Raw genomic sequence first — 11,600 nt, 5'->3', positions numbered from 1 at the left:
AAAAAAACGGTGAGCATCATGCTCACCGTTTTTATTTGATGCGGTTCAACAACCGGCGTTATTCGCGGAACAGCGCCTCAATGCTCAGACCCTGCATCTGCAGGATCTCACGCAGGCGGCGCAGACCTTCAACCTGAATCTGACGGACGCGTTCACGCGTCAGGCCAATCTCCCGGCCCACGTCTTCCAGCGTCGCCGCTTCATAGCCCAGCAGGCCGAAACGACGCGCCAACACTTCACGCTGTTTGGCGTTCAGTTCGAACAACCATTTGACGATGCTTTGCTTCATATCGTCATCTTGCGTGGTGTCTTCAGGCCCGTTGTCCTTTTCGTCGGCCAGAATGTCCAGCAGCGCTTTCTCCGAATCCCCGCCCAGCGGCGTATCCACCGAGGTGATGCGCTCATTCAGGCGCAGCATGCGGCTGACGTCATCTACCGGCTTGTCGAGTTGCTCGGCAATCTCTTCAGCGCTCGGTTCATGATCCAGTTTATGAGAAAGCTCGCGCGCGGTGCGCAGATAGACATTCAGTTCTTTGACGATATGGATAGGCAAACGAATGGTACGGGTTTGGTTCATGATCGCCCGCTCAATCGTCTGACGGATCCACCAGGTTGCATAAGTGGAGAAGCGGAAACCGCGTTCCGGGTCGAATTTTTCCACTGCGCGAATCAGACCGAGGTTACCCTCTTCGATCAGATCCAGCAGCGCCAGACCGCGGTTGCTGTAGCGGCGGGCAATTTTCACTACCAGCCGCAGGTTGCTTTCAATCATGCGGCGGCGGGACGGCACGTCACCGCGCAGAGCACGCCGCGCAAAATAGACTTCTTCCTCTGCGGTCAGCAGAGGGGAATAACCGATCTCGCCCAGATAGAGCTGCGTCGCATCCAATACGCGTTGCGTAACGCCTTGAGACAACAGCTCTTCTTCCGCTAAATCGTTCTCGCTGGCCTCTTCTTCTACCAGCGCTTTTTCATCAAACGACTCAGCCTCAGCTCCATTCTCGTCGAAATCCGCATCATCATGTAACTCGTTAACTTTCAGCGTATTTTGGCTCATATGCTGCTCCTACCCGTGATACCGCGAGCAGAATCTCAGCGTATTCTGCCCAATCTATCGCTGCGGAAGATAACGCAGCGGGTTTACGGATTTCCCCTTGTAACGAATTTCAAAATGCAAACGTACTGAACTGGTACCGGAGCTACCCATGGTGGCTATTTTTTGACCCGCCTTCACTTCTTGTTGTTCCCGGACCAGCATTGTGTCGTTATGAGCGTAGGCGCTCAGGTAATCATCATTGTGTTTGATGATGATTAGATTACCGTAACCCCGTAAAGCGTTGCCTGCATACACTACGCGGCCATCGGCGGTAGCGAAGATAGGCTGCCCACGGGAACCGGCGATATCGACGCCCTTATTCCCACCTTCTGATGAGGAAAAGTTATCAATAATCTTACCGTCAGTCGGCCATCTCCAAGTGCTGACCGGAGAACTGTTGCTGACGGTGCTGCTCACTGGTGGAGCGGCTTCCGGTGCGGTAACAGGCGCAGTCGCGGTCCCAACCGCTGCGGCACCCGCTGCAGGTAACATCTTACCTACATTCTGTTTACCCGAGTTTTCAGAATACGCGTTAGTTGATTGAGAATCAACCGTTGCCGTCTGGATCTGGGTAGTGGAAGGTGGCTTCGGAACGCCGCCTTTGGTGGCGTCTGTCGTCGCCAGCATACCGCCGCCGCCGTTGGCAGAACCATTACCAAGCTGAATGGTTTGGCCAACATTCAGGCTGTACGGCTCGGGAATATTGTTGCGCTGCGCCAGGTCGCGGAAATCGTTGCCGGTGATCCAAGCGATGTAAAACAGCGTATCGCCGCGCTTGACCGTATAGGTGTCGCCGCCGCTGTAGCTCCCTTTAGGAATGGCGTTATAACTGCGGTTGTAGACAATGCGGCCTTCTGGGCTGACCTGCTGCGCTCCGCCATTATTATTACCGGATGGAACGGCGCCGCCGCCGCCCACGCTGCTGATAGGGGCCGACGTCGAGGCTGTATTCGTACACCCCGCCAACCACAAACTTACCATCGTACACACCGCTACCCGGCGTAACGTAATCATTGGGCTTCCCGTGCTCATGCTTCCCCCATGACAGCAATATCAGTGATATATCCAAAATACCCTTTACATCGTAGCCGAGCTTTTGCCACTTCCCAGTTTCTGCGATGCAAAGGCGCCGCCGGCCGATCCCTGAACGCCAGGTTATCTCCCGCCGGAGCATCAAAATGCGCGCCAATGCTAACCACATTGGCGATGTCGCACCATAAGACAACTACGTAGAAAGGCCAATTCTAGTGAAAATTAGCCTGATTGGAACGAGAAAACCTTATCCGGACGTGATGAAAGTGCAACAGATTTTGCGGGCGGTCTAAAAATCAGACAATCGCTAGGCCAATTCGCCTTTCACCAGCGGTACAAAACGCACCGCTTCCACCGCGTCGACAACGAATTCGTTGCCATGCCGCTGAATGCGTTTGAGGGTTTGGGCCTGCTCGCCGACCGGCAGCACCAAAATGCCGCCGTCGTCCAATTGCTCCACCAGCGCCTGCGGAATTTCCGGCGGCGCTGCAGTGACGATGATTGCATCGAACGGACCACGCGACGCCCAGCCTTGCCAGCCGTCGCCGTGGCGGGTGGAAACATTATGGAGATCGAGCTGCTTCAGACGGCGCTTGGCCTGCCATTGCAACCCTTTGATGCGTTCGACGGAACAAACGTGTTGCACCAGATGCGCCAGAATGGCGGTTTGATAACCGGAACCGGTGCCAATCTCCAGCACCCTCGAAGTGGGCGTCAGGTTCAGCAGTTCGGTCATGCGCGCCACCATATAAGGCTGGGAGATGGTCTGGCCGGAACCGATCGGCAGCGCGGTATTTTCGTAGGCCTTGTGATCCAGCGCCTCGTCGACAAAACGTTCGCGCGGCACCGCTTCGATCGCCTGCAGCAACTTTTCGTCCCGGATCCCCTGCTGCCGCAGCTGCGTCAGCAATGTTTGCATACGCTTGTTCACCATTCCCCGCTAACCTCTGCCTTGGTTAACCATGTTTTCACGACTTCCTGCGCCGCGTAGGCAGTCAAATCCACCTGCAGCGGCGTGATCGCCACATAGCCTTGTTCCACCGCCGCAAAGTCGGTATCCGGCCCGGCATCAAATTTATCACCAGGCGGCCCGATCCAGTAGAGATTTTGTCCGCGCGGATCCTGCTGGCAGAAGACCTTATCGGCGGGATGGCGGCTGCCGCAGCGGGTGACGCGCAGGCCTTTGATCTCCGCCAGCGGCAGATCCGGCACGTTGATATTCAGGATTTTTCCGGTACGCAACGGCTCGCGCTGCAGCGCGCGCAGGATGCGGCAGGTAATGACGGCGGCGGTCGCATAGTGCTGATGGCCGTTCAACGACACCGCCAGCGCGGGCAGCCCCAGGTGCCGCCCCTCCATCGCCGCCGCGACGGTGCCGGAATAGATGACGTCGTCGCCCAAATTCGGCCCGGCGTTGATGCCGGAGACCACGATGTCCGGCGCCGGGCGCATCAGCGCGTTGACGCCAAGATAGACACAGTCGGTCGGCGTCCCCTGCAGCACCGCGATATCGCCGTTGGCCAGCGTCTGCGTACGCAGCGGCGACTCCAGCGTCAGGGCATTGGAAGAGCCGCTGCGGTTACGATCCGGCGCCACCACTTGCACCTCGGCGAACTCCCGCAGCGCCGCCGCCAACGCCTGAATGCCCGGGGCGCTAACGCCGTCATCGTTACTCAGTAATATCCGCATCGCTGTCATCCTGCTGCATGATCTCGCGAACCACGCTGGTCGCGAAGCTGCCTGCCGGCAACCAGAAACGCAGCTCCACGGTAACGTCATCCCACCAGTTCCACAGCATATTTTGCGGCTGCAGCAGCAGGGCCCGACGAGCGGGTTCGACACGCTCGCGCTTTAAAAGCGTAAGCAATTCCGGTTGTTCCGCCAAGCATTGTTGTTCAAAAGCCAATACCTGGCCGGCGGTGCCCGGCTCGCCGTCACCCGGCAAGGGCGCCGTGATCGCCAGCTCGCCGGCATCCAGCCGTTGCTGCAACGTCTCAAGCTCATCGGCTTTGGCAACGAACCAGCTGCCGCGCCCACTCAGCTGCAGGGCATCCCCTTCCAGCACGGTGCGCTGCAGCCCGTCGGCCAGGCGCCGGCCGGCAATCTGATTGAACAGCGCGCTACGGCTGGCGGACAGGTAGAAGCTGCGTTTACTGCGCTCTTTGACGCGGATTTCGTCATTCGCCCAGCGGCGCGCCATCACCAGGTTGTTGCCGCCGCGGCCGAAACGCTGGCTGCCAAAGTAGTTCGGCACGCCCTGCGCGGCGATCGCCTGCAAGCGGCGCTCCACGTCCTGCCGATCGGAAATCTGGCGCAGCACCAGCGTAAAGTGGTTGCCCTTCAGAGTGCCGATGCGCATCTTACGCAGGTGACGGGCGTACGAGAGCACCTCGCAGCCTTCCAGCGTAAACCGGGAGAAGTCCGGCGTTTCCTTGCCCGGCATATGCAGGCAGAACCACTGTTCGGTCACCGCGTGACGATCCTTCAAGCCCGCATAGCTGACGGAACGGGCGTGAATGCCGGCGAAGCGCGCCAGATAGTCGGCCACGAACTGGGTATTACAGCCGTTTTTACGGATGTTCACCAACACGTGCTCGCCTTCGCCGTCCGGTGCAAAACCCAGGTCTTCCACCACCACGAAATCTTCCGGATTGGCTTTCAGCACCCCGGTGCTCTGCGGTCGGCCATGCAGCCAGGTCAGATTCGCCATATCCATACCGTTATTCCTTGATCAGCAAGGCGACCGCTTCGCAAGCGATGCCCTCGCCGCGCCCGGTGAAGCCGAGCTGCTCGGTCGTCGTGGCCTTCACGTTGACGTCATCCATATGGCACTGCAGATCTTCCGCCAGGAACACGCGCATCTGCGGGATGTGCGGCGCCATTTTCGGCGCCTGGGCGATGATGGTGATATCGAGGTTGCCAAGGCGATAGCCTTTGGCACGAATGCGTTTCCAGGCTTCGCGCAGCAGCTCGCGGCTGTCGGCGCCTTTGAACGCCGGATCGGTATCGGGGAACAGCTTGCCGATATCGCCCAGCGCCGCCGCGCCCAACAAGGCGTCGGTTGCGGCGTGCAGCGCAACATCGCCGTCGGAATGGGCCAGCAAACCTTTATCGTAAGGGATGCGAACGCCACCGATCACCAACGGGCCTTCGCCGCCGAATTTATGTACGTCAAAACCGTGACCGATACGCATGGTGCGCTCCTTAATTGTCTAACTGGGTCAAATAGAACGCCGCCAGCGCCAAATCCTCCGGCCGCGTTACTTTAATATTGTCCGCCCGCCCGGCGACCAGCAGCGGATGATAACCGCAATGCTCCAGCGCCGAGGCTTCGTCGGTGACGTTCGCGCCTTCATCCAGCGCGCGTTGCAGGCACTGTTTGAGCAGCGGCAGCGGAAACAGCTGCGGCGTCAACGCGTGCCACAGATCCTGCCGTTCGACGGTATGGGCGATGGTTTCGCGGCCGGGTTCGGCGCGCTTCATGGTGTCACGCACCGGCGCGGCGAGTATGCCGCCGACCTTACTGTGCGCGGTGATCGCCAGCAGGCGTTCAAGATCGTCGGCGTGCAGGCAGGGGCGCGCGGCGTCATGCACCAGCACCCAGTCCGCATCGCCCGCCAGCTTCAGCCCGGCCATCACCGAATCGGCGCGCTGTTTGCCGCCCTCGGTGACGATCACCCGCGGATCCTGGGCGATCGGCAACCGTTCGAACTGACGATCTTCCGGGCCGATCGCCACGATCACCCGCTCAATGCGCGGGTGGCGCAACAGGGCGTGGATGGCGTGTTCGACGATGCTGTGCCGGCCGATGGTTAAATATTGCTTCGGGCATTCCGCCTGCATGCGGCTGCCGATACCGGCAGCGGGCAAGACGGCAATCACCGAGGGAAAGGTGCCTGCGGAGTGATTCATGCGTTATTTTTGTGCGTTATTTTGCGAGGAAGACGCCGCGTTGCGTCTGGATTGGTCAGGAACCAGACGATAGAAAGTCTCACCGGGCTTGATCATGCCCAGTTCATTACGCGCTCGCTCTTCGATCGCTTCCTGACCGCCGTTCAAATCATCGATTTCGGCAAACAGCTGATCGTTACGCGCTTTCAACTTAGCGTTGTTGCCCTGTTGGACCGCAACGTCTTCATTGACCCGCACGTAATCGTGAATACCATTTTTGCCCAGCCACAGTGAATACTGTAACCAACCGAGCAATGCCAGCAATAGCAGCGTAAGTTTTCCCATCTCCGCCCCCTGAAAAACCGACCAATCATCCCACAACTTCTCGTTGGACTCCACACTGAGAGCGGCATTTCAACGCCAAATTCAGAATACGGATGAAGGGTTCTCGAGTTTATAGCCTAATTCCGCTGCCAAAGCGGCAAAAAAAGCCCCTTTTGCCCGGCGTGCGCGACGTGTTTTCCGGTAAGGCGCACACTGTCTTTTTCCCATTATGCAGCAAGAATCACTATACCGCCGCCCTCTGCCCCATCGCTTTCACCGTTACCGTGCCAAAAGTGAATATTTAACACCATAGAAATAATAATCATCATGCAGCGGTTGCACTTTCATTCACATAAGCTTATTTTTATGCACTCATAGTGCATAAATAATTCCAATATATAACCTTTCATTATCGGGGATCGCGATGTTAAAACGTTTAGTTCTGATCGGCGCCTGCCTGGCCGCCACCTTCTCCACCGCCGCGTTGGCGGCTGAGCCTACCTATGTCGTCGGCTCCGGCGGCACCTATCGGCCGTTCGAATTTGAAAACAGTCAAAAGCAGCTGGAAGGTTTCGACATCGACATCATCAAAGCGGTAGCCAAGGCCGAGGGTTTCCAGATCAAACTGATCAATACGCCGTGGGAAGGCATCTTCGCCACGCTGAACTCCGGCGATCGCGATATCATCATTTCCGGCATCACCATCACCGATAAGCGCAAGCAGATGGTTGATTTCTCCGCGCCTTACTTCCCGGCGGAACAGGCCATCGTCGTGCCGCAAGACTCGAAAGTGGACTCCATCGCCGCGCTGAAAGCGCTGAAGGTCGGCGTAGTGAACTCCAGCACCGGCGACATCGTGGTGTCCGACGTGCTGGGTAAGAACAGCACCGCCATCAAACGCTTCGACAATACCCCGCTGATGCTGCAGGAGCTGTATGAAGACGGCATCGGCGCGGCGGTCGGCGACGTCGGCGTGGCCAAGTTCTATATCAAAACTCACCCGGAGAAAGCCTTCAAGCTGGTGCCCGATGCCAAGTTCGAGCGTCAGTATTTCGGCATCGCCGTCGCCAAGGGCAACGATGAGCTACGCAACAAGATCAACGCCGGCCTGAAGAAGATCGTTGCCGACGGCACCTACGCCAAGATCTACCAAACCTGGTTCGACAGCAACGTACCGACGCTGCCGGCGGAATAATCCCCTGTCACCGGCGCCCACCAGGCCGCCGGCGCACCACCGTTTCAGCCTACCAAGAAGGAATACCCCTTGAACTTCCGCTGGGAGATCATCCAGGAATACGCGCCGCTGTTTATGGAAGGCGCCTGGATGACCATCAAATGCACCATTATCTGCGTGCTGCTGGGCACCACCTGGGGATTGCTCCTCGGGCTGGGCCGCCTGGCGCAGGCGCCGCACGGCATCTGGAAACCCATCCTGCGTTACGGCGTTCAGTGGCCGGTGCGCATCTACATCAGCGCCTTTCGCGGCACGCCGCTGTTTGTGCAGATCATGGTGGTGCACTTTGCGCTGGTGCCGTTGTTCATCAATCCGCGCGACGGCCTGCTGGTCACCAGCGGCCTGATGAGCGTCGATTTCGCCCGTGCGCTGCGCGCCGACTACGGCGCCTTTCTCTCCTGCGTGGTGGCGATCACGCTCAATGCCGGCGCTTATGTCTCGGAGATCTTTCGCGCCGGGATCCAGTCGATCGACCGCGGCCAGATGGAGGCCTCGCGTTCGCTGGGCATGAGCTATGGCAAGACCATGCGCCAGGTGATCCTGCCGCAGGCTTTCCGCCGCATGTTGCCGCCGCTGGGCAACAACGCCATCGCCATCGTCAAGGATTCGTCGCTGGCCTCCGCCATCGGCCTGGCGGATCTGGCCTATGCCGCCCGTACCGTCTCCGGCGCCTACGCCACCTACTGGGAGCCCTATCTGACCATTTCGCTGGTCTATTGGGTCATCACCTTCCTGCTCTCGCTGCTGGTGCAACATATGGAAAAGAGGTTCGGTAAAAGTGATTCGCGTACATAATCTGCAAAAACAGTTCGGCGAAAGCCACGTGCTGCGCGGCATTTCCTGCCGGATCGCCGCCAACGAAGTGGTGTGCGTCATCGGCCCTTCAGGCTCGGGCAAAAGCACCTTCCTGCGTTGCATCAATGCGCTGGAGACGCTCTCCGGCGGCGAGATCGAGGTCAACGGCTTCGCCGTCCACGATCAGAAAACCGACCTGAACAAGATGCGGGAAAGCGTGGGCATGGTATTCCAACGTTTCAATCTGTTCCCGCACATGACGGTGTTGGAAAATATCATCATGGCGCCAATGAGCGTGAAGAAACAGCCGCGCGCCGAAGCCATCGCGCAAGCAGAACAGCTGCTGCTCAAGGTCGGCCTGCTCGACAAGATTGACGCCTACCCCAACAGCCTGTCTGGCGGCCAGCAGCAGCGGGTAGCGATCGCCCGCGCGCTGGCGATGGAGCCGAAGATCATGCTGTTCGACGAACCGACCTCCGCGCTCGATCCTGAGCTGGTGGGCGAAGTGTTGGCGGTGATGAAATCACTGGCCCACGAGGGCATGACCATGGTGGTGGTGACGCATGAGATGGGCTTTGCCCGCGAGGTGGCCGACCGGGTGCTGTTTATCGATCAGGGGATCATTCAGGAGGAGGGTGCGCCGCAGCAGATCTTCAGCCAGCCGGCCAATCCGCGCACTCAGGCGTTTCTGAGCAAAGTTTTGTAACCTTCGGCACGGCTTTGCAATCCTTCGGGCGCCGGCATCGGTGCCCGCTCTCTCACCACCCGGTCAGGAAGCTGAACACCAGCCAGAACAGGCACAGCACGATCGCGCCGGTCAGCAGCAGCGTCAGGATCAGACGGCCGCGCAACAGCATGCTAAGGGTGATGCCGATCAGCACTGACAGCGGCATCAGCGCCAGGAAGAACGGCCAGGTATAGAGCAGGAAAAACAGCGTGTTGGAACCGTAAACCAGAAACGGCAACGCGAACGCCAGCCAGTAGAAAACAAAGCCGCTGACGCCGCCCAGGAAAGAATAAGACGGCTCCTCTCTCTCCTGTTTTGACTGCTTGGAGTCGATCAAGATAGGCGTGACATTTTGCATAGTGATCCCTGGTTATTCGGCTCGCTCTGCGGCGGCTTAGAGTAAAAAGCGCATGGCGAAAAACGCCACACGCTTTTTTGAATTCAGGGTTTGATAATAGCCTGACCACGCAACACGTCTAACAATTGCGCAATCAAATTTGTTACCAATTGTTGGCCATCGAGGTGAATTTCCGGCTGTTGCGGCGCCTCGTAAACCGCGTCGATACCGGTGAAATTGCGCAGCTCGCCGGCGCGCGCTTTCTTATACAATCCCTTCGGATCGCGCGCCTCGCAGATCGCCAACGGCGTGTCGACGAACACCTCGATAAAGCGCTCCTCGCCGAGCATCTCGCGCACCATCTGCCGCTCGGCGCGATGCGGCGAAATGAACGCGGTCAGCACCACCAGCCCGGCGTCCACCATCAGTTTGGCCACCTCCCCCACCCGGCGAATGTTCTCGCGCCGATCCTCGTCGGAGAAGCCGAGATCGCGACACAGGCCGTGCCGCACGTTATCGCCGTCCAGCAGATAGGTGCTGACACCGAGACCGTGTAATGCCTGCTCCAGCGCGCCGGCGACGGTGGATTTGCCCGAGCCGGACAGCCCGGTAAACCACAACACCACGCCGCGGTGGCCGTTGCGCGCTTCGCGATCCGCACGCGTCACCGCATGCGGATGCCAAACCACGTTCTCATCGTCCGGCCCGCTCGCCCTCAGTTCCACGGCCACCTTACTGGCCACCGAGCAGATCGCGCGCACCCCAGTGCGGGAAGTGTTTGCGCACCAGCGCATTCAGCTCCAGCTCGAAGGCGCTGAACTCGCCGCGCGCCGCCGAGGCGGCCTGCAGCGTTTCACGCACCAGACCGGCACCGACCGTAACGTTGCTCATGCGATCGATGAAGATCAGCCCGCCGGTGTCGTGGTTGCTCTGGTAGCTGTCCAGCACCAGCGGTTCGTCGAAGGTCAGCTCAACCAACCCGATACCGTTGAGCGGCAGGGTGTCAGCCGGGTGCTGCGCCAGCGTATTGATCTCCACCTGATGGCGGATGCTCTCCACGCGAGCGCGGGTCTTTTTGCCGGCGATCTTGATGTCGTAGCTCTGGCCCGGCACCAGCGGCTGTTCGGCCATCCACACCACGTCCACCAGCGCGCTCTGCGCCGCCTGCAGGCTTTCGCCGGCATCGACCAGCAGATCGCCGCGGCTGATGTCCACCTCATCCTTCAGCACCAGCGTAATCGCCTCGCCCGGCACCGCCTCTTGCAGATCGCCGTCGAAGGTCACGATGCGCGCCACGCTGGACTCCACGCCGGAAGGCAGCACCTTGACCCGTTGCCCCACCCGCACCACGCCGGCGGACAGCGTGCCGGCATAGCCGCGAAAATCGAGGTTCGGGCGATTGACGTACTGCACCGGGAAGCGCAGCGGCTGGTTTTCACGCTCGCTGACCACGTCGACGCTCTCGAGCACTTCCAACAACGTCGGGCCGCTGTACCACGGCATATGGGCGCTTTCGCTCGCCACGTTGTCGCCGTCCAGCGCCGACAGCGGCACGAATTTGATATCCAGATCGCCCGGCAGCTGCTGGGCGAAGGTCAGGTAATCCTGTTTGAACTGTTCGAACACCGCTTCCTGATAATCCACCAGATCCATTTTGTTTACCGCGACCACCAGATGGCGAATGCCCAGCAGGGTTGCGATAAAGCTGTGGCGGCGAGTCTGATCCAGTACCCCTTTGCGCGCGTCGATCAGCAGGATCGCCAGATCGCAGGTGGAGGCACCGGTGGCCATGTTGCGGGTGTACTGCTCGTGTCCCGGGGTATCGGCGATGATAAATTTACGCTTTTCGGTCGAGAAATAGCGATAGGCCACATCTATGGTAATGCCCTGCTCGCGTTCGGCCTGCAGGCCGTCCACCAGCAGCGCCAGATCGAGTTTCTCGCCCTGAGTACCGATGCGTTTGCTGTCGCTGTGCAGCGTCGACAGCTGATCCTCGTAGATCTGGCGGGTATCGTGCAGCAGGCGGCCGATCAGGGTGCTTTTGCCGTCGTCGACGCTGCCGCAGGTCAGAAAGCGCAGCAGGCTCTTGTGCTGCTGCGCGTGCAGATAGGATTCGACGCCGCCCTGGTCAGCGATTTGTTGTGCAATTGCGTTGTTCATCCGG

14 protein-coding genes are annotated in these 11,600 nt (G+C 59.3%); 3 read left to right on the top strand and 11 right to left on the bottom strand.

The window, feature by feature from the left end; all coding sequences use genetic code 11:
- Positions 1-58 precede the first annotated feature (58 nt).
- The 8 genes from rpoS to ftsB all read right to left on the bottom strand — a co-directional run bounded on the left by rpoS (position 59) and on the right by ftsB (position 6,364).
- On the bottom strand, positions 59-1,057 hold the full coding sequence (gene rpoS, locus ACRAWE_RS20485) for an RNA polymerase sigma factor RpoS (protein WP_019455119.1): 999 nt from the start codon (positions 1,055-1,057) through the stop codon (positions 59-61).
- A gap of 54 nt (positions 1,058-1,111) precedes the next feature.
- On the bottom strand, positions 1,112-2,110 hold the full coding sequence (gene nlpD / locus ACRAWE_RS20480; protein ID WP_019455118.1) for a murein hydrolase activator NlpD: 999 nt from the start codon (positions 2,108-2,110) through the stop codon (positions 1,112-1,114).
- Positions 2,111-2,435: 325 nt separating this feature from the next.
- On the bottom strand, positions 2,436-3,062 hold the full coding sequence (locus ACRAWE_RS20475) for a protein-L-isoaspartate(D-aspartate) O-methyltransferase (RefSeq protein ID WP_019455117.1): 627 nt from the start codon (positions 3,060-3,062) through the stop codon (positions 2,436-2,438).
- Positions 3,056-3,817 (bottom strand): 5'/3'-nucleotidase SurE, encoded by a 762-nt coding sequence (gene surE / locus ACRAWE_RS20470; protein ID WP_019455116.1) that lies wholly within the window; start codon positions 3,815-3,817, stop codon positions 3,056-3,058. The genes ACRAWE_RS20475 and surE overlap by 7 nt, the downstream gene beginning before the upstream one ends.
- Positions 3,798-4,844, bottom strand: a complete 1,047-nt coding sequence (truD, locus tag ACRAWE_RS20465; protein WP_063918182.1) for a tRNA pseudouridine(13) synthase TruD — start codon at positions 4,842-4,844, stop codon at positions 3,798-3,800. Before truD ends, surE begins: the two co-directional genes overlap by 20 nt.
- Before the next feature lie 4 nt (positions 4,845-4,848).
- The gene (gene ispF, locus ACRAWE_RS20460; protein ID WP_004932594.1) at positions 4,849-5,322 is read right to left on the bottom strand and encodes a 2-C-methyl-D-erythritol 2,4-cyclodiphosphate synthase; all 474 of its coding nucleotides are present in this window, start codon (positions 5,320-5,322) and stop codon (positions 4,849-4,851) included.
- Between the two features lie 10 nt (positions 5,323-5,332).
- The gene (gene ispD / locus ACRAWE_RS20455; protein ID WP_019455114.1) at positions 5,333-6,040 is read right to left on the bottom strand and encodes a 2-C-methyl-D-erythritol 4-phosphate cytidylyltransferase; all 708 of its coding nucleotides are present in this window, start codon (positions 6,038-6,040) and stop codon (positions 5,333-5,335) included.
- Positions 6,041-6,043: 3 nt separating this feature from the next.
- Positions 6,044-6,364, bottom strand: a complete 321-nt coding sequence (gene ftsB, locus ACRAWE_RS20450) for a cell division protein FtsB (protein ID WP_016929043.1) — start codon at positions 6,362-6,364, stop codon at positions 6,044-6,046.
- Positions 6,365-6,767: 403 nt separating this feature from the next.
- Between ftsB and ACRAWE_RS20445 the strand changes: the two genes are divergently transcribed.
- The 3 genes from ACRAWE_RS20445 (at position 6,768) to ACRAWE_RS20435 (ending at position 9,078) form a co-directional block, all read left to right on the top strand.
- Positions 6,768-7,538 carry a basic amino acid ABC transporter substrate-binding protein gene (locus tag ACRAWE_RS20445; protein ID WP_019455113.1) on the top strand — a complete coding sequence of 257 codons (771 nt, stop codon included), beginning with the start codon at positions 6,768-6,770 and terminating at the stop codon, positions 7,536-7,538.
- A 114-nt stretch (positions 7,539-7,652) separates the two neighbouring features.
- On the top strand, positions 7,653-8,372 hold the full coding sequence (locus tag ACRAWE_RS20440; protein ID WP_211129792.1) for an amino acid ABC transporter permease: 720 nt from the start codon (positions 7,653-7,655) through the stop codon (positions 8,370-8,372).
- On the top strand, positions 8,356-9,078 hold the full coding sequence (locus ACRAWE_RS20435) for an amino acid ABC transporter ATP-binding protein (protein WP_197807424.1): 723 nt from the start codon (positions 8,356-8,358) through the stop codon (positions 9,076-9,078). The genes ACRAWE_RS20440 and ACRAWE_RS20435 overlap by 17 nt, the downstream gene beginning before the upstream one ends.
- A 52-nt stretch (positions 9,079-9,130) precedes the next feature.
- Here the strand turns inward: ACRAWE_RS20435 and ACRAWE_RS20430 are convergent, their stop codons facing one another.
- The 3 genes from ACRAWE_RS20430 to cysN all read right to left on the bottom strand — a co-directional run bounded on the left by ACRAWE_RS20430 (position 9,131) and on the right by cysN (position 11,596).
- Positions 9,131-9,457, bottom strand: coding sequence for a DUF3561 family protein (locus ACRAWE_RS20430; RefSeq protein ID WP_004932611.1), 327 nt, complete (start codon positions 9,455-9,457; stop codon positions 9,131-9,133).
- Positions 9,458-9,540: 83 nt separating this feature from the next.
- Positions 9,541-10,230: an adenylyl-sulfate kinase gene (cysC, locus tag ACRAWE_RS20425; RefSeq protein ID WP_080062264.1), complete on the bottom strand. Its 690-nt coding sequence runs from the start codon at positions 10,228-10,230 to the stop codon at positions 9,541-9,543.
- A complete protein-coding gene (gene cysN / locus ACRAWE_RS20420) occupies positions 10,169-11,596 on the bottom strand; it encodes a sulfate adenylyltransferase subunit CysN (protein ID WP_019455109.1) in 1,428 nt (475 codons plus the stop codon). The genes cysC and cysN overlap by 62 nt, the downstream gene beginning before the upstream one ends.
- Positions 11,597-11,600: the final 4 nt, after the last annotated feature.

Source organism: Serratia sp. BFP-2025, assembly GCF_050880365.1.
GTDB classification, from domain to species: Bacteria; Pseudomonadota; Gammaproteobacteria; order Enterobacterales; family Enterobacteriaceae; genus Serratia; species Serratia surfactantfaciens.
Note: the sequence above shows the minus strand (reverse complement) of the source record. Positions and strands in the feature narration are given on the sequence as shown.

Coding starts and splice junctions, on each gene's coding strand:
- ispF (WP_004932594.1), bottom strand. CDS start 5,322: ATGCGTATCGGTCACGGTTTTGACGTACATAAATTCGGCGGCGAAGGC.
- ftsB (WP_016929043.1), bottom strand. CDS start 6,364: ATGGGAAAACTTACGCTGCTATTGCTGGCATTGCTCGGTTGGTTACAG.
- rpoS (WP_019455119.1), bottom strand. CDS start 1,057: ATGAGCCAAAATACGCTGAAAGTTAACGAGTTACATGATGATGCGGAT.
- ACRAWE_RS20445 (WP_019455113.1), top strand. CDS start 6,768: ATGTTAAAACGTTTAGTTCTGATCGGCGCCTGCCTGGCCGCCACCTTC.
- truD (WP_063918182.1), bottom strand. CDS start 4,844: ATGGATATGGCGAATCTGACCTGGCTGCATGGCCGACCGCAGAGCACC.
- surE (WP_019455116.1), bottom strand. CDS start 3,817: ATGCGGATATTACTGAGTAACGATGACGGCGTTAGCGCCCCGGGCATT.
- cysC (WP_080062264.1), bottom strand. CDS start 10,230: ATGCGCTGGTGCGCAAACACTTCCCGCACTGGGGTGCGCGCGATCTGC.
- ispD (WP_019455114.1), bottom strand. CDS start 6,040: ATGAATCACTCCGCAGGCACCTTTCCCTCGGTGATTGCCGTCTTGCCC.
- cysN (WP_019455109.1), bottom strand. CDS start 11,596: ATGAACAACGCAATTGCACAACAAATCGCTGACCAGGGCGGCGTCGAA.
- ACRAWE_RS20475 (WP_019455117.1), bottom strand. CDS start 3,062: ATGGTGAACAAGCGTATGCAAACATTGCTGACGCAGCTGCGGCAGCAG.
- ACRAWE_RS20440 (WP_211129792.1), top strand. CDS start 7,653: ATGGAAGGCGCCTGGATGACCATCAAATGCACCATTATCTGCGTGCTG.
- nlpD (WP_019455118.1), bottom strand. CDS start 2,110: ATGATTACGTTACGCCGGGTAGCGGTGTGTACGATGGTAAGTTTGTGG.
- ACRAWE_RS20430 (WP_004932611.1), bottom strand. CDS start 9,457: ATGCAAAATGTCACGCCTATCTTGATCGACTCCAAGCAGTCAAAACAG.